The 16,222-nt window shown below is 66.3% G+C and carries 14 protein-coding genes and 1 pseudogene; 9 read left to right on the forward strand and 6 right to left on the reverse strand.

What is annotated here, in order from left to right; genetic code table 11:
• Positions 1-22: 22 nt before the first annotated feature.
• Genes HQ354_RS18605 through HQ354_RS18625 form a run of 5 tightly spaced genes read left to right on the forward strand, consistent with a single transcriptional unit; the run spans position 23 to position 4,110 of the window.
• Entirely contained in the window at positions 23-613 is a 591-nt protein-coding gene (locus HQ354_RS18605) for a biotin transporter BioY (RefSeq protein WP_254303556.1), read from the forward strand.
• Entirely contained in the window at positions 610-1,710 is a 1,101-nt protein-coding gene (locus HQ354_RS18610; RefSeq protein WP_068427757.1) for a class I adenylate-forming enzyme family protein, read from the forward strand. Before HQ354_RS18605 ends, HQ354_RS18610 begins: the two co-directional genes overlap by 4 nt.
• Positions 1,707-2,834, forward strand: coding sequence for a thiolase family protein (locus tag HQ354_RS18615; protein ID WP_222635332.1), 1,128 nt, complete (start codon positions 1,707-1,709; stop codon positions 2,832-2,834). The genes HQ354_RS18610 and HQ354_RS18615 overlap by 4 nt, the downstream gene beginning before the upstream one ends.
• On the forward strand, positions 2,831-3,511 hold the full coding sequence (locus HQ354_RS18620) for an energy-coupling factor ABC transporter ATP-binding protein (RefSeq protein WP_222635348.1): 681 nt from the start codon (positions 2,831-2,833) through the stop codon (positions 3,509-3,511). The genes HQ354_RS18615 and HQ354_RS18620 overlap by 4 nt, the downstream gene beginning before the upstream one ends.
• The gene (locus tag HQ354_RS18625) at positions 3,508-4,110 is read left to right on the forward strand and encodes an energy-coupling factor transporter transmembrane protein EcfT (RefSeq protein WP_068427763.1); all 603 of its coding nucleotides are present in this window, start codon (positions 3,508-3,510) and stop codon (positions 4,108-4,110) included. Before HQ354_RS18620 ends, HQ354_RS18625 begins: the two co-directional genes overlap by 4 nt.
• Before the next feature lie 29 nt (positions 4,111-4,139).
• Here HQ354_RS18625 and HQ354_RS18630 read toward each other — a convergent pair whose 3' ends face one another.
• Positions 4,140-5,582, reverse strand: a complete 1,443-nt coding sequence (locus HQ354_RS18630; protein WP_068427766.1) for a bifunctional lytic transglycosylase/C40 family peptidase — start codon at positions 5,580-5,582, stop codon at positions 4,140-4,142.
• A gap of 192 nt (positions 5,583-5,774) precedes the next feature.
• Between HQ354_RS18630 and HQ354_RS18635 the strand changes: the two genes are divergently transcribed.
• A complete protein-coding gene (locus tag HQ354_RS18635; protein WP_243636595.1) occupies positions 5,775-6,158 on the forward strand; it encodes a RidA family protein in 384 nt (127 codons plus the stop codon).
• 8 nt (positions 6,159-6,166) lie between these two features.
• On the opposite strand, the gene HQ354_RS18640 is transcribed toward HQ354_RS18635, so the two are convergent.
• The 3 genes from HQ354_RS18640 to aroQ are packed head-to-tail and all read right to left on the reverse strand — an operon-like array spanning position 6,167 to position 7,961.
• Positions 6,167-6,736: a vitamin K epoxide reductase family protein gene (locus tag HQ354_RS18640; protein ID WP_068427769.1), complete on the reverse strand. Its 570-nt coding sequence runs from the start codon at positions 6,734-6,736 to the stop codon at positions 6,167-6,169.
• Positions 6,733-7,464, reverse strand: coding sequence for a thioredoxin domain-containing protein (locus tag HQ354_RS18645; protein ID WP_167674894.1), 732 nt, complete (start codon positions 7,462-7,464; stop codon positions 6,733-6,735). The genes HQ354_RS18640 and HQ354_RS18645 overlap by 4 nt, the downstream gene beginning before the upstream one ends.
• Before the next feature lie 59 nt (positions 7,465-7,523).
• Positions 7,524-7,961, reverse strand: a complete 438-nt coding sequence (gene aroQ / locus HQ354_RS18650; RefSeq protein WP_222635331.1) for a type II 3-dehydroquinate dehydratase — start codon at positions 7,959-7,961, stop codon at positions 7,524-7,526.
• Between the two features lie 66 nt (positions 7,962-8,027).
• Here aroQ and HQ354_RS18655 point away from each other — a divergent pair, with 66 nt between their 5' ends.
• Positions 8,028-9,314, forward strand: coding sequence for a nitrate/nitrite transporter (locus tag HQ354_RS18655; RefSeq protein ID WP_068427773.1), 1,287 nt, complete (start codon positions 8,028-8,030; stop codon positions 9,312-9,314).
• Here HQ354_RS18655 and HQ354_RS18660 read toward each other — a convergent pair.
• Positions 9,289-10,806, reverse strand: a complete 1,518-nt coding sequence (locus HQ354_RS18660; protein WP_068427775.1) for an adenylate/guanylate cyclase domain-containing protein — start codon at positions 10,804-10,806, stop codon at positions 9,289-9,291. The two genes, HQ354_RS18655 and HQ354_RS18660, sit on opposite strands and share 26 nt — an antisense overlap.
• A 195-nt stretch (positions 10,807-11,001) precedes the next feature.
• Here HQ354_RS18660 and HQ354_RS18665 point away from each other — a divergent pair, with 195 nt between their 5' ends.
• Positions 11,002-12,669 carry an MDR family MFS transporter gene (locus HQ354_RS18665; RefSeq protein ID WP_222635347.1) on the forward strand — a complete coding sequence of 556 codons (1,668 nt, stop codon included), beginning with the start codon at positions 11,002-11,004 and terminating at the stop codon, positions 12,667-12,669.
• Positions 12,670-12,780: 111 nt separating this feature from the next.
• Positions 12,781-14,904: an ArnT family glycosyltransferase gene (locus HQ354_RS18670; RefSeq protein ID WP_374107348.1), complete on the forward strand. Its 2,124-nt coding sequence runs from the start codon at positions 12,781-12,783 to the stop codon at positions 14,902-14,904.
• 109 nt (positions 14,905-15,013) lie between these two features.
• Here the strand turns inward: HQ354_RS18670 and HQ354_RS18675 are convergent.
• Positions 15,014-16,222 (reverse strand): annotated as a pseudogene (locus HQ354_RS18675) (hypothetical protein); the annotation flags it as partial.

Consider the following 16,222-nt stretch of genomic DNA (forward strand, 5'->3'; position numbering starts at 1 on the left):
GTTCGCATCACGAGGAGTGAGCATGGCAGGCGCACAGGAGTCGACAGTGGCCGGTTCGAATTTCCGTATCTCGGCCCGTGACATGGCTCAGATCGCTGTATTCGCTGCGTTGCTGGCAGCGCTCGGCCTGCCCGGCGCCATCACCGTCGGCTTCAGTGGTGTTCCGATCACGCTGCAGACGCTCGGCGTCATCCTCGCCGGAGCGATCCTCGGTGCCCGCAAGGGGACGCTGGCCGTCGTCGTGTTCATCGCACTGACGCTGATCGGCCTACCCCTGCTGTCGGGTGGACGCACAGGTCTGACCGCTCTCGCCGGACCCAGCGCCGGGTACCTCATCGGCTGGATTCCCGCCGCCTTGGTCATTGGCCTGCTGACGGCACGCATTCTGCCGAAGTATCCCGTCGTGCTCGGCCTGCTGATCAACGCGCTCGGCGGCATTCTCGTCATCTACGTCTTCGGTACGTTCGGCCTGCTGCTGCGTACCGACATCGGAGTCTGGGGTGCCATCTCCGCCAACTTCGCATTCCTGCCCGGTGATGCGCTGAAGGTCGTCATCGCTACCGTCGTCGCCAAGAGCGTGCACCGCGCCTACCCGGGCCTGATCCGTTCGTGACCGAAGTGCTCGGCGGAGTAGGTGACGCGCCGGCACTGAGGTGGGCCGGCCGGACCGTCACCTATGCCGAGTTCGACGCAGCGATCGACGCGTGGCCCGACGAGCCCGTGTGCGACGCGTCGGAACTCGATGTTCCGACGGCCCTCGTCGCCGTCTTTGCCGCTGCCCGCCGGGGCACAGCAGTACGCGTCGAGAATCCCGATGCCAGGCCCGAGTCCCGCGAAATTCCCGTGGGAGCCTGGCTGCTCGTCGCCACGTCCGGATCCACCGGACGCCCCAGGCCACTGGCGCGTACCGTCGCGTCGTGGGCCGACAGCTTCGATGCATTCACCGCGATCACGGGTCTGAAGCCCGAGGACACGGTCCTGATCACCGGCCCGCTGCACGCGACGATGCACCTTTTCGCGGCCGTCCACGCGTTGCACATCGGTGCGTGCGTCACCGACGACGAGCAGATCGCGACGGCCGCGCACGCCGTGCCCGCGGTACTGCGGCGGCTCGTGCACGACGCTCCACAGCTGCGGACCGTCGTCGTCGCCGGAACCGCACTCGACGCCGGCGCGCAGGAGCGTGCCGCAGGCCTCGACCTCATCGAGTACTACGGCGCCGCCGAACTATCGCTCGTTGCCGCGCGCAGGGTGCCCGAGCCGCTGAGACTTCTCGACGGCGTCGAGGCACGAGTGGACGACGGGTTGCTCGTCGTCCGCAGCCCGTACGCTGCGCTCGGAACGCCCGAGTGGCTCGGCGTCGGCGACCTGGCCGAGCTGTCCGACGACGGCACACTCGCCGTGTTCGGCCGCGGCGATGCGGTCATCGACGTCGGGGGCACGACCGTGGTCGCCGAGGATGTCGAACGCATTCTCGACGCCATCGACGGTGTCCGAGCAGCTGCCGCGATCGGTACACCGCACGACGTGCTCGGCGCGACGGTCACCGCGGTGGTCGAGCTGGACGGCGACCTCGACACGGTCAAACAGCACGCCCGTCGCCGACTGCAGAAAGAGGCGGTTCCACGCCGCTGGGTGGTCGTCGACGAGTTGCCACGTACGGGCAGCGGAAAGATCGCGCGTGGTCGGGTGAAAGACTCGTTGTCATGACTGCGATGCCCGTTCTGGTTGCGCCGTGGCGGACGCCGATCGGAAATGCCGGGCACGGTCTCAAGAATCTGACGACGACGGATATTGCCGCGCCCGTGCTGTCCGCGGTCGTGACGTCGCTGCGCGAATCGGGATGCTCCGACGAGGTCGACGACGTCGTGCTCGGCAACTGCCTGGGTCCGGGCGGTGACCCGGCCCGCATCGCGGCCCTGCGCGCCGGACTCGGCGTCGACGTGCCCGGCGTGACCGTCGACCGCCAATGCGGATCGGGCCTCGACGCCGTCATGCACGCTGCGATGCGTGTCCGCAGCGGCGAGGACCAGCTGATCCTGGCCGGTGGCGTCGAGTCGGCCAGTACCGCGCCGTGGCGCTTCTGGCCACCGGCATCTGATGAAACTCCCGTCCGCTACACCCGTGCTCCCTTCGCGCCCGACGGCTTTCCCGACCCGGACATGGGCGTCGCCGCCGACGATCTCGCGCGCAAGCTCGGAATCAGCCGCGAGCGGCAGGACGCGTACGCCGCGCGGTCGCATGCACGCGCCGCGGCCACCGACTTCTCCCACGAGATCGTCCCGATCGTCGGCCTCTCTCGCGACGAGCGAATTCGACCCAACATGACCCAGCAGAGGCTCGCGCGCCTGCGCCCGAGCTTCGGGGCCGACGGCACCGCGACCGCGGGCAACTCGTGCGGAATCTCCGACGGCGCAGCCGCTCTCGCGGTGACGACGGAAGCGCGCGCGAAAGGACTTCCCGCACTGCGTGTTCTGGGTTCGGCGGTGGCCGGGTCGGATCCGGCGCTACCGGGCCTCGGTCCGGTGCCTGCGATCGAGAAGGTACTACGACGCAGCGGCGTCGCGCTGGCGGACGTCGGAATCGTCGAGATCACCGAAGCATTCGCGTCGGTCGTCCTGGCGGTGACGGACAGCCTCGGCGTCGACGAGAACATCGTCTGCCCGCAGGGAGGGGCCATTGCGATGGGGCATCCGTGGGGCGCGTCGGGCGCAATTCTGTTGGTGCGCTTGGCAGCTCGAATGCTTGTGGGCGACGGACCCGAGGTAGGGCTTGCGGCCTGCGCCATCGGCGGTGGGCAAGGTATTGCGATGATCGTGGAGCGTGCGTGGTGAGTGAGATCGTGTTCGACTCGGTGCGGCACTCGTTCGGGGAACGAGAAGTGTTGCGCGGCATCAGTTTGACTATCACCGAGCGCCGCGTCGGCATCATCGGCACCAACGGATCGGGCAAGTCGACGCTCGCGAGGACGATCAACGGTCTGCTGACCCCGACGTCGGGCACCGTCACCGTCGACGGCGTGGACGCGTCGAAGAAGGGCGCACAGATCCGCAAGAAGGTCGGCTTCGTCTTCACCGACCCGGACACCCAGATCGTGATGCCGACGGTCGCCGAGGATCTCGCGTTCTCGCTACGCCGGTCCGGGCTGAGCAAGACCGAGATCGCCGAACGTGTCCGGGAGATTCTGGTGCGCTTTCGGCTCGACGGCCATTCCGACCATCCGTCGCATCTGCTGTCCGGTGGGCAGAAGCAGTTGCTCGCGATCGGTGCCGTGCTGATCCGGCATCCCGAGGTCGTCATCGCCGACGAGCCGACGACGTTGCTCGATCTGCGCAACGCACGCGTCGTCGCCGAGGCACTGAATTCGATGGATCAGCAAGTGATCGTCGTGACGCATCAGCTGGTCTTGCTCGACGGTTTCGAGCGCGTCGTCGTCATCGACGACGGTCGCGTCGCCTTCGACGGCACCCCGGACGACGCCGTGCCCGCCTATCGAGAGCTCGTCGCGTGATCGGGCTGTATCGACCGGGGAACTCGCTGCTGCACCGACTGCCTGCGGGCGTCAAACTGGTGCTGCTCATCGTCGCGATCCTCGCCGCGACGATCCTGGTCCGCACGCCAGTAGCCGTCGGTGCAGTCGCGGTGGTCGTCGCAGCACTGTTCGCGACAGCCCGCATTCCGGCGAAAGTCGCTGTCGCGCAACTACGTCCGATCGTCTGGATGCTCCTGATCATCGGTGTGTTCCAGGTGATCATCACGTCGTGGCAGCGTGCCCTCGTCGTGTGCGGGCTGTTGCTGATCTCCGTCGCGCTGGCGGCACTCTTCACGCTGACGACGCGGATCAGCGACATGCTCGATACCGTCTCTCGCGCACTGCAGCCGCTACGACGGTTCGGCGTCGACCCCGAGCGCGTCGGTCTGATGCTCGCCCTCGCGATCCGGTGTATTCCGCTGCTCGCCACGATCGTGCACGAGGTCGCGGAGGCGCGGAAGGCGCGCGGCCTGCAGTGGTCGATGACGGCACTGGCCACACCGGTTCTCGTGCGGGCACTGCGGACCGCAGATGCCATGGGCGACGCCCTCGTGGCCCGCGGCGTCGACGACGACTGACACCGGCGCCGTCGACGGGAGGTAGCTGCTCAGAGCACGTGCCGCGCCTTCATGCCCGCGAACACCGGTGCGACTCGGACGACGTCGCCCGTGGTGGGTGCGTGCACCATCTGACCGTTGCCGATGTAGATGGCGACGTGGCCGGGGCCGCCGGATTGCCAGTTGCCGAACAGCAGATCGCCGGGTTGCGCCATCGACAGCGGAATTTCGGTACCGACGTTCCACTGAGTCTCGGACGTGCGCGGTAGTTTCAGCGTGCCGTTCGACGCCTTGTACACCGCGTACGACGTCAGTCCTGAGCAGTCGAACCCGCCGCCCGACGGGCCGTTGATGTTGCCGCCGCCCCACACGTAGGGCAGGCCGAGGTAGTCCATGGCGAGCTGTACGACGCGGCCGCCGATTCCGGCAAGGTCGAGCGCCGAGAACGGCGTCAGCAACGCGGCGAACTGTGGTTCCATCGCTCGGATCTTGGCGACGTACGGTTTCGTCTGATTCTCGTAATCCGGTGTTCCCGACGGCATTCCGCCTGATCGAAGCACGGCTCCGGCGCCTGCGTTGTACCCGGCGATCGTCAGATCCAGTGTGTCGCCCTGGACTCGTCCGTCGGACTTCCATTTCGATACCTGAGAATGTATGTCGCACAACAGGTTTCCCGACGCCATGACCGAGTCGGCGATGCCGTTGATGTCGGCCACTCCGTCGCCGTCGGCGTCCTTGCCGTACTTGCGCCACGTCGACGGCATGAACTGGCCGGGGCCTCGTGCGCCCGAACTCGACACGGGTGACGTCGGGCCGTAGCGAAAACCGTTCTCCGCGGCGTACAGCGCAGCGATGGTCGGGGCCGTGACGCCCTCGCAGAGCGATCCGGCGCGCGTCAGCCAGGGGACGAATGCGGTGATCGCACCGATCGGCGACAGCGAGACACCGGTGAACGTCGCGGGCATGCCCGGGAACAGTGCCCGGCGAACGGCTTCGGCGGCAGGCATGAACGCGGTCTGGTTGGTGAGGTCGGACAGCGAGAAGCTGAGTGAGCCGAACTGCATCGTGCCTGCACCGGACGGGAACAGCGACGGCGCGAACGCACTCGGTGCGACGGGAACGCTCGCCGCCAATTCCGTGGTGGGCAGGGTGGGTGATTCCGGAACCGGCGGCTCGGGTGCCGGGGCGGCCCCGGCTTCCGGCGCCGGCAGCGCCTCCGGCTCGGCGGGCTTCTCGAGCAACAGTGGGTCAGTGGCGGTTTCGAGGGCGGCGGCGCCGTTGTCGAGTGCTGCGCTCGCCGCGTCCCGCGCCGGCTCGGGCATCGACTTCAGCAAGTCGTCGAGTTGCTGCGTCAGCCCGGGCGCGCTGTTCTCCGCTGCGGCAGCCACATCCTCGGCCGCATCCTGGACAGGTTGGGGGAGATCGGTTCCTGCTACGGCGCCTGCGGCGGACACGATGACGGCAACTATCACTGCGATCGGATCGCCTGCCATGTACAACTCCTGGTGCTCGAGCTCTCCCCGACATGCCACGCCAACCCCTTCGCGTGAGCTGACTCACACATCATGCCTTGCCGAGATGATTCGCGGGCCGAAACGGAAACGAGTTCTAGTACGGCCGTGCCGGTGTTGGGTTCGCAGTAAAGTTGTCCCCGATCACAAGGAGGGGTCGTCATCACCAGAAAAGTGCTGTCACCGGACACAGTCTGGGACCCGGGTGAGCAGTTGTTGTCGCAGTGCGTCGTCACCTCGAACGCCTCGCGCACCCTGTATCTGTCGGGACAGACGGCGATCACCGCCGACGGTCGATTCGCCGGTATCGACGACGTCGAGGCGCAGATCAGGTTGGCCTTCGAGAACATCCGGCTCATCCTCGCGGCCGCGGACGGCACGCTGGACGACGTCGTGAAGGTGACGGTGTACTTCGTCGACATCGGCAATCTGGATACGTACACCAGAATTCTGGGTGAGCTGTTCCCGCAGACACGGCCCGCGCAGACCGTCGTCGAAGTAGCTCGTTTGGCGATGCCCGAATTACTGATCGAGATCGACGCTGTGGCAGTGCTCTAGAAAGTCTTTCAGATCAGCGTCGCCCAGTAATCCGAGAAGCGGATACCGATTGCGACGACGACGATCGCGTACCAGACAGCGAGGATCGTCCACCGCCATTCGAGCAGGAGCCTCGCCGCCGTGCCTGCGCTCTGGCGATCGACCAGCTGCGACAGCGACACGACGAAGATCGGCATCGTCACGGCCCAGACGACCATGCAGTACGGGCAGAGTGCGCCGATCTCGTACAGGCTCTGGTAGATCAGCCAGTGGACGAACACCTCGCCGAGGAGCGTGCCGAGGCTCAGACCGAGCCAGTACCAATGCGGGAGTTCGACCTTCGCGAGCGTCAGAACGCCGGTGACGACGACGATCGAGAACGCGACGATGCCGAGGATCGGATTGGGAAATCCGAAGACCGCGGCTTGTTCGGTGGTCATGACCGAGCCGCAGGACAGTACCGGGTTCAGGCTGCACGACGGCACGTACGACGCGTCCTCGAGCAGCTTGATCCGCTCGATCGTGAGTGTCAGTGCGGCGAGGAGTCCGAGGACGCCGCCGATCGACAGGACCCACGCGGTGACCCTCGCGGGTCTCACTGTGCTGCGGAAATGGCCGCGCGCAGGCCGTCCGGCGTCGGGTTCTGGACCACGGTGCCGTTCACCGAGACGGTCGGGGTGCCGGTGACGCCGCCCTGCAGCACGGTCTGGGTCTGGCTGGTGACGTAGTCGGTGTAGGTGCCGTCGGTGATGCAGCCGGCCACCTCGGCACTGTCCGCGCCTGCAGAGGCAGCGATGGCGACGAGCTCGTCGTCGGTCAGACCGCTGCCGCCCTCGGCGGGCTGCTGCTCGAACATGGCCGTGTGCCACGCCGGCCAATCGGCGATGTCCGCGTCCGCGACACACATGCTCGCGTTGGCTGCGCGGGTGGAGTAGTTGGTCGACGACATGCGGTCGAGAATCGCGATGGGCTTGTAGTCGACCGCGACGGTGTTGTCGGCGACGAGGCCCGAGAGGGTGTCACCGCTGATGGCTTCGAACTGCTTACAGGCCGGGCACTGGAAGTCCTCGACGACCGTGACGACGACGGCGGCGTTCGGGTCGCCGATGCGGATGGCGCCGTCCGAGGTGACTGCCGACGGGGTGGCGTCAGGTGTTGCGGTGCTGTCGTCGGACTTCTTCGATGCGATCGAGAATCCGATGACGGCGATGAGCGCAATGAGTACGACGGCGACACCGATCTGGATCAGTGTGCGGCGCTGCTTGTCCCTCTTGCCCTGCAGAGCGGCAGCGGCTGCCTGTGCCTTCTTCTTGCTGTTGTTGCTCACTGGTTCCCTCGCTCACCCGAAAAAGTCCTCCGGCCAGGATAAGCGCGCGAACCTGAGCGCTACGTAAGAGCGACGATCCGCTCGACGGCGTATCCGTAGCCCGCGATGCCGAGTCCGGCGATCACTCCGCTGGCGATGGGGGAGACGAACGAGTGGTGACGGAACTCCTCGCGTGCGTGGACGTTGCTGATGTGCACTTCGACGATGGGCACCTCGGGGATGACGAGTGCATCCCGGAGTGCGACGGACGTGTGAGTGAGACCACCGGGGTTGATCACGATGCCCGACGCCTTCCCACGGGCTTCGTGGATCCAGTCGATGAGCATGCCCTCGTGATTCGACTGTTCGGCGCGGACGGTGCGTCCGTGCGCGGCAGCGGTTTTCTCGCACAGGGCGACGACGTCGTCGAGCGTTTCGTGACCGTACACGTCGGGCTGACGGGTACCGAGCATGTTCAGGTTCGGTCCGTTGAGCACCAGGATGTAGCTGTCGGTCATGGGATTGCTCACTTTCTCTTCGCCTCGCGCCGCCGGGTCGAATCCTTCCACAGGCCACCCGGCAGAATGTTCACAGTGAAAACGGTGTGGGTCGTGTGGGGAGTCGGCGTCTTCGCGTACATCGTCGCCATCCTTCACCGCACTGCTTTCGGCGTCGCCGGTCTCGAAGCGGCGTCTCGTTTCTCGATCAACCCAGCGGTGTTGTCGTCGTTCGTCGTGCTGCAGGTCGTCGTGTACGCGGCGATGCAGATCCCGGCAGGACTGCTGTTGGACCGTGTCGGATCGCGCAAGATGATCGCGCTCGGTGCGCTTCTGATGACGACGGCGCAGGTCATGCTGGCCGTGACGGAGTCGCTGCCGGTGGCCGTCGCGGCCCGTGCCCTCGTCGGTATCGGTGACGCCCTGACGTTCATCTCGGTGCTGCGGCTGGTGCCGCGATGGTTCCCGCCGCGTCAGGTGCCGATCGTGTCGCAGCTGACCGGTCTGATCGGGCAGTCGGGACAAATTCTGTCCGCGGTGCCGTTCCTGATTCTGCTGCAGGGACCCGGGTGGACATTCGCGTTCGGCAGTGCCGCGTCGCTCGGCCTGTTGGCTTTCGTGCTCGCGTTGTCCCTGATTCGGGACACACCTGCCGGCGCCGACGTCGTCGAATCGACGACGTCCCTGCGGGAGACGTTCGGGTCGATCGGCCAGGTGTGGAAGCGCCCTGGCACGCGGCTCGGCTTCTTCAGTCACATGGGCACGCAGTTCTCGATCACCGTGTTCGCGCTGCTGTGGGGCATTCCGTACCTGACGTCCGGGCAGGGTCTGTCGGCGTCGACGGCAGGAGGGTTGCTGTCCATCTCGGTGGTGTCGTCGGTGTTCTCCGGCATCTGCCTCGGCATCCTCACCGGCCGGTATCCGATGCGTCGGTCGTGGTTGGTGCTGGCCGTCATGGTCAGCAATGCCGCGATGTGGGGCATCGTGCTGGCGCTGCCCGGCCCCGCGCCGTTGTGGCTGCTGGTGCTGCTGGTCGTCGTCATCTCGGTCGGTGGTCCCGGGTCGATGATCGGGTTCGACTACGCCCGTACCTTCAACCCGAGCGCGAACCTCGGTACGGCTCAGGGCATGGTCAACATCGGCGGGTTCACGGCGTCGCTCCTCGTGATCGCCGCGATCGGGTGGATTCTGCAGGCGCTGGGCGGTTACACGTTCGACGCGTTCCGCGTCGCCTTTCTCGCGCAGTACCCGGTGTGGATCGTCGCGATCGTCGGGGTGTTGCTGACGCGTCGCAAGACTCGTCGTCAGCTGGCCGACGAGGGCATCTACCCGCACACGATGCGGGAGGTCATTCAGCGCGTTCGCGACCGGTAGTGCTTCCCGCGAGCGTCGCGACGGCCGTCGGCGCGGCCAGACCCCGCAACGTGACGTGCCCTGTGCCATGCCACTGCTCGGCCTCGTCGGCCGCGGCGACGTCGACGAGATCCGCCGCGACGAGGACCCGCGACGGTTCGGTCTTCGCCAGGTCCGACAGCCTCGCCGCACAGTTCACCGGCTCGCCGATGACGGTGTACTCGTAGCGTGTTTTCGCACCGATGTCGCCGGCGAAGACCTGTCCGGCTGCGACGCCGATTCCGAAATCCATCGAGTCGAGTACCTGCAGCGCGACGCGCAGATCGCGTGCGGCGCGCAACGCAGCCGTTGCCGGGTCGTCGATGGGCTGCGGCGCACCGAAGATCGCGAGTGCCGCGTCGCCCTCGAATTTGTTGATGAAGCCGAGGTTGTCGTCGACGGTTTCGACGACGATCGCGAGAAACTCGTTCAATGCTTCGGCGACGCGTTCGGGCGGATGATCGACGGCGAACGACGTCGACCCGACGAGGTCGATGAACAGCACCGCCGCGTAGCGGACGTCGCCACGGGGGAAGTCCGACTCCTCGAGCGCGCGCGAGGCGACCTGTGCGCCGACGTGTCGACCGAACAGGTCACGAAGACGCTCACGCTCGGCCAACCCGGCGGCCATGCTGTTGAATCCGCGCTGCAGAGTTCCGATCTCGGAAGCGTCGTAGACCGGGACCGCGACGTCGGTTCTGCCGTCTTCGATTTCCGTCATGGCCGAGCTCACTTCACGGACGGGCTCCGACACGGACCGGGCGACGAGTATCGTCCCGCGCAAGCCGGTGGCCAGCGCGATCGCCGACACGATCAGTATCGGGAGCTCGATGGGTGCCTCGATCTTCAGGGGCGTACCGGTGGCGTGGACGACGACGATGAGCGTGATCGCCGCGACGGGAATCGCCGTGCAGACCAGCCACGTGCCGATGAGCCGGGTGAGGACGGATGATTCCGGCCGCGTTCTCGGTGCCGTCGCCGACGCGAGCGCGGCCACCGGGCGGAGTGCTCGCTCGGTGAGAAGGTAGCCCGTGCCCGCGGTCGTCACGGCGCCGAAGACCGTGCCGACGACGATCAGCACGGTGATGTCGCGATCGGTGTCGTGGGTCAGCAGCGCAAGCGCGAAACCGAAGACGAGCCACATCACCAGGTGGGAGATCGTGTGACGCAGCGGTGTTCGGACAGCGTGCCGGGACTGTCCTGCCGTCGGGACGTCCCCGCGCGCGACCCACCGCAGAGTGGGAACGATCAGCAGGACACCTGCCGCTGCGCCGGTCGTGATGCCCAGCGGCACGATCCAGCGGAATGCGCTGTAGGCCGGGTCGGTCAGGACACCTGCCACCGACGTCGACTCGGATCGAGCCAGTAGAGCGACGACGAATCCGACCTGGACCGCGGCGACGACGTTGAGGACGATCAGCGAAATGCCGTAGTGCGCCGCAACTCTGCGAACCTGAACCTGGTTGTCGGGCATGGTGTCGAATTCTGCTCTTCTCACGTGCCCGGCCGGGTGAAATCTCTTTGCAATCTCATCCGGCCGCGAGCATGCTGGTGGTCTGCTTTTTAGTTGCATGACGTAAGCAAACAAAACGTAAAGGTGTGACCAAGCGTGGTATCCCAACCTGACGTGACGGCATCCGATTCCGGCGAGTACAGCCACCGGGAGATCATGACGATCCTGTCCGGGCTGATGCTCGGCATGTTCCTCGCTGCGTTGGACCAGACGATCGTGTCGACGTCGGTGCGTACGATCGCCGACGACCTCAACGGGTTCTCGATCCTGGCGTGGGTGACGACGGCGTACCTGATCACCTCGACGGTGTCGACGCCGTTGTACGGCAAGCTGTCCGATCTCTACGGGCGCAAGCCGTTCTTCATGACGGCCATCTCGATCTTCGTCGTCGGCTCGATGCTGTGTGGGATCGCGACGTCGATGTACGAGCTCGCTGCGTTCCGGGCCGTGCAGGGCCTCGGCGCGGGCGGTCTGATGTCGATGGCGCTGGCCATCATCGGCGACATCGTGCCGCCCCGTGAGCGAGCGAAGTACCAGGGCTATTTTCTGGCCGTGTTCGGCACGTCGAGCGTCCTCGGTCCCGTCATCGGTGGCCTGTTGGCCGGCCAGTCGTCGATCCTCGGGATCACCGGGTGGCGCTGGGTCTTCTACATCAACGTTCCGCTCGGCATCATCGCGCTCGTCGTGGTGTGGCGGGTGCTGAATCTGCCCGTGTATCGGCGGGAGGCGCGCGTCGACTGGTGGGGAGCGGTGTTGCTGACCATCGGCCTCGTCCCGTTGCTGATCGTCGCCGAGCAGGGCCGCGTCTGGGGATGGACGTCGGCGCGCGCGTCGACATGCTTCGCCATCGGTGTCGTCGGCGTCGTGCTGTTCGTTCTGGTCGAGATCAAGATGCGCGACGACGCCCTCATCCCCATGCGGTTCTTCCGGAACCGGCTGTTCGCGCTGTGTATCGCGGTCAGTGTCATCGCCGGTGCGGCGATGTTCGGTGGTATCTCGCTGTTGCCGCAGTATCTGCAGGTCGTGAAGGGCTCGTCGCCGACGCTCGCCGGGTATCAGACGCTTCCGCTCGTCGGGGCGCTCATGGTCGCGTCGATCGTGTCGGGTCGCGTCATCTCGAAGACCGGCCGATACAAGATCTTCCCGATCGTCGGCACCGCGTTGATGGCGGTTGCGATGTTCGCGTTCCACTACGTGGGTGCGGACACCCCGCTGTGGCAGACGATGATCGTGATGGCTGTGTTCGGCATCGGACTGGGGTCGATGATGCAGCCCCTCACGTTGGCGATCCAGAACGCGATGCCACCGAAGGACATGGGTGTGTCGACGTCCGCGGCGACGTTCTTCCGCCAGATCGGAGCGACGCTGGGTGTCGCGGTGTTTCTGTCGATGCTGTTCAACCAGCTCACTCCGAAGACCGGGGATGCGCTCGTGGCGGCCAGTTCGGATCCCGAGTTCCAGGAGGCTGTGAAGACGGCTGCCACAAGCAGTGATCCGCTCGAGTCCGGCTTCGCGAACGCACTGATCACGCACGATTCCTCGGTCGCGGGGAGTGCGCTGACCGACTCGTCGTTCATCCAGAAGATCGACTCGGTTCTGGCCGAGCCGTTCCGCATAGGTTTCTCGAACGCGATGGACTACGTGTTCCTGGCGGTGTCGATTCTGATGGTCGTCGGATTCGTGCTCGTGCTGTTCGTCGAGGAGGTGCCGCTGCGGACGATGTCCGGCATCGCGGCCGCGCGTCAGGAGCGGGAGGCGGAGGCGGCTGCTCAGGACGCTTCCGACGATGCGGCTGGGGCCGAATCGGAGGAGAAGCGTCGGTAGTACCTCGTTCGACGGCGCCCGAGACTCACTGCTTTCCTCGAGCGAGCTCCCAGGCCTGCCGCAAGTAGCGGGGTCACTCTGGTCACAAGACATCTTCGATGGAGGACCACCGTGACCACACCACTTCTGCCACCGCGAGCGACTCCGCAGCCGCGCGCTGCGTCTCGGCACCGCCGCGCGCGTCGTTTCACGTCGAACCGCGATCATGTTCTGCTGGCCGCGCTGCTCGTCGCCACGGCGGTGCTCTATCTGTGGAATCTGACTGCGAGCGGCTACGCCAACACCTTCTATGCCGCGGCGGCGCAGGCGGGTTCGAAGGACTGGACGGCGTGGTTCTTCGGTTCGCTCGACTCGTCGAACTTCATCACCGTCGACAAGCCGCCGGCGTCGCTGTGGGTGATGGGCCTCTCCGCGAGGATCTTCGGATTCTCCAGCGCGAGCCTGCTCGTCCCGCAAGCGCTCATGGGTGTCGGCGCGGTGGCGACGGTGTATGCCGCGGTGAAGCGGGTCGCGAATCCGACTGCCGGTCTGCTGGCCGGTGCTGCGTTGGCGTCGATTCCCGCTGCTGCTCTGATGTTCCGGTTCGACAATCCCGACGCGCTGCTGGTGCTGCTGATGACGGTGGGCGCGTACTTCGTGGTGCGGTCGTTGCAGACTGCGGTCGGTCTTCGTGCTGCGATGTGGCTCGCGTTCGCCGGTGTCGCACTGGGATTCGCGTTCTTGACGAAGATGCTGCAGGGCCTGCTGGTGTTGCCCGCGTTCGGACTGACGTATCTCGTTGCGGGACAAGCACGTCTGCGTGCGCGCCTGCTGCATCTCGTCGGTGCTTTCGCGGCGTTGATCGCCGGTGCCGGGTGGTGGGTCGTGACGGTCGCGTTGTGGCCTGCCGATGCTCGTCCGTACATCGGTGGTTCGACGGACAACACCGTGTTGGATCTGGTGCTCGGCTACAACGGGCTCGGGCGCATCTTCGGAGGAAGCGGCAACGGCGGTGGGGGCGGTGGCGGCGGAATGAGCGGCGCCGCTGCGGGTTCCAGTTTCGGCGGCGCCACCGGCCTGGATCGGTTGTTCGGCAGCGAGATGGGTATCGAGATCTCGTGGCTCGTTCCGGCTGCGCTGATCGCGTTGGTGTTCGGGTTGATTGCTCGCGGTCGCGCGCCGCGGACGGACCTGCTGCGAGCCTCGCTCGTGCTGTGGGGCGGCTGGTTCCTCGTGACGGGCCTGATCTTCAGTTACATGTCCGGCACGATTCATCCCTACTACACGGTGGCTCTGGCGCCCGCGATCGCAGGTCTGATCGGTACGGGCGGGTACGCACTGTGGTTGCGCCGTGAATCGGTCTGGGGCAGAGCGGGTCTGGCGACAGTCATGCTCGCTGCCGGAATCTGGTCGTGGGTCTTGCTGAACCGCAATGCCGATTGGCTGCCCGCATTGAAATGGATCTTGTTGGTGGGCACGGTCGTCGGAGCTGCGCTGTGGCTTGCGGCCGGTCGGTTCCGGAAGTTGGCGGCTGTCGCGCTGATCGTCGGGGCGCTGGCAGGACTCGGTGGTGGGACGTCGTACGCCATCGCGACGGCGGCGACCGCGCATGGTGGATCCATCCCGACCGCTGGTCCGACCGGTGCCGTCTCGGATACCGGTATGGGCGGCGGCATGGGTGGCGGCATGGGTGGCGGCGGCATGCGGATGCCGAGTGACGGTCAGGCGCCCGGTGGTGAAATGCCGAGTGGTGAGATGCCGGCCGGTGGAATGTCCGGCGGTGAGGTGCCCAGCGGTACGGGTGATGGTCAGCAGCCCGGCGCGTCGGTGTCCGACAGCACCCAGGGCGGTACTCCGTCCGGCGGCGCTCCGTCCGGCGGCCCGGGTATGTCGTCGCAATCGTCCGATGCGGTGAACGAGTTGCTCGAATCTGCCGGCACCACGTGGTCGGCCGCGGTGAACGGTTCGCAGTCGGCCGCGACGTACGAGCTGGCTACCGATACGGCCGTCATGGCGATCGGTGGGTGGAGCAGTGACCCTGCTCCGACGCTCGACCAGTTCATCGCGTATGTCGCGGACCATCAGGTGAAGTACTACATCTCGAGTGGTCAGGGCGGAGGCATGGGCGGACCGGGCGGTCCCGGCGGTGGCTCGGACAGTACGTCGTCCGAGATCGCAGAATGGGTGGCCGCCAATTTCACGGCCACGACTGTCGACGGCACGACTGTCTACGACCTCAGCACCTACGCCGGCTGAGCCACGCAGCACCAAGACATGGCAGCCCCCGACCTCAGGCCATGACGCGTAGATCCCCTGTCCTGCCATCACGGTGGGGCAGGGGATCGTCGTTGTCGGATCGCCTGTGTCAGAACGGTGCTGGGTCATCGGCGTCTACCCTTTCTTTTCCGGTGATGTCGACGTTCCAGGGGTCGGTGGGTTGATCGTGGTTGGTGGTCTCGCTGGCCTTCTCGGCCTGGCTGGTCTTTTCTGTCGCGTTGGTCTTGTCGGGCTCGCTGGTTTTGTCGGGCTCGTCGGGCGGTGGGGCTGTCGATTCCGGTTCGTGTGATGTCTTTTCGCATGTGGGTCGGCGTTTGCGGGGTATGTGTGGTGTGAGTGTGTGGCCGGTGAGATCGGTTGCGCCGACGCTGCTTCCGGGGAGGGTGACGGCGGTGCTGTCGGAGTTCGATGTCCAGTGTTCGATGGCTCCGGCGAGCATGGTGGTGTGCCAGGCGCCCATGGTTTTGAGGGAGTGGTGGTAGCGGCACAGGCAGTGCAGGTTGGTCAGGATCGTCCAGCCGCCGTGGGCGGGGTCGTGGTGGAGGTAGGGGATGATGTGGTCGAGTTCGCAGCTGGCTGCGGGGACGTCGCAGCCGGGGAATCGGCAGGTGCGGTCGCGGTGACGGACCAGGTCGGCGAGCTGTGTGCGGGGCTTGTACTGCAGTGCTCCGGCGGGTGGTTCGATGAATCCTCCGTGGCCGTCGGGGTAGAGCGCCTGCGCGACAGCGGGGTTGGCGGCGATTGCTTTCTCGAGGGCGGCGATGAGTGTGTAGGAGCCGCGGTAGGGTGCGGTGTCGGCGGGGACAGTCTGTGCGCGAGAGGCGCCTGCAGCGGGTTTCGGCAGGCGTAGTCCGCGTCGGCGTCGCCCGCGTCCGAGTGGGTGGAACGTCAGATGATCGACAGATGCCGGGCGTCCGGTAGCTGCGGGGTCATTCTCGGATTCGGCCGCGGCGTCCCCGGCATCACCCTCCGGCTCGGCGCTTTCGTGACCGGCCGTTCCTTCGGCCGCCTCGCTGCCGTCTTCTTCGACCTGGTCGTCGGCCGCGTCGCTGTGGTTTTCCTCGACCTGGTCGTCGGTCTCGGCCGCAGGAATTCCACTCTCGGCGGTCTCGGTGGTCTCGCTGTCGTGACCAGCCCCGCCCTCGACCGCGTCGCTGTCGCCTTCCTCGCCTTCGCCTTCGTCGGCGGCAGTGGTCGTGCTGTTCGCGTCCTGCTCGGCGCCTTCGGTGTCGGTGCCGGTGTCGGTTTCTTCTGCGGTCGCGGCTGCGTCGCTTACTTCGTCGTTGTCGGCCGTGTC

It is taken from the genome of Rhodococcus sp. BP-261 (genome assembly GCF_019835205.1).
Lineage (GTDB): Bacteria > Actinomycetota > Actinomycetes > Mycobacteriales > Mycobacteriaceae > Rhodococcoides > Rhodococcoides kyotonensis_B.

Coding starts and splice junctions, on each gene's coding strand:
- HQ354_RS18655 (WP_068427773.1), top strand. CDS start 8,028: ATGTTCACAGTGAAAACGGTGTGGGTCGTGTGGGGAGTCGGCGTCTTC.
- HQ354_RS18665 (WP_222635347.1), top strand. CDS start 11,002: ATGACGATCCTGTCCGGGCTGATGCTCGGCATGTTCCTCGCTGCGTTG.
- HQ354_RS18605 (WP_254303556.1), top strand. CDS start 23: ATGGCAGGCGCACAGGAGTCGACAGTGGCCGGTTCGAATTTCCGTATC.
- HQ354_RS18660 (WP_068427775.1), bottom strand. CDS start 10,806: ATGCCCGACAACCAGGTTCAGGTTCGCAGAGTTGCGGCGCACTACGGC.
- HQ354_RS18630 (WP_068427766.1), bottom strand. CDS start 5,582: ATGGCAGGCGATCCGATCGCAGTGATAGTTGCCGTCATCGTGTCCGCC.
- HQ354_RS18615 (WP_222635332.1), top strand. CDS start 1,707: ATGACTGCGATGCCCGTTCTGGTTGCGCCGTGGCGGACGCCGATCGGA.
- aroQ (WP_222635331.1), bottom strand. CDS start 7,961: ATGACCGACAGCTACATCCTGGTGCTCAACGGACCGAACCTGAACATG.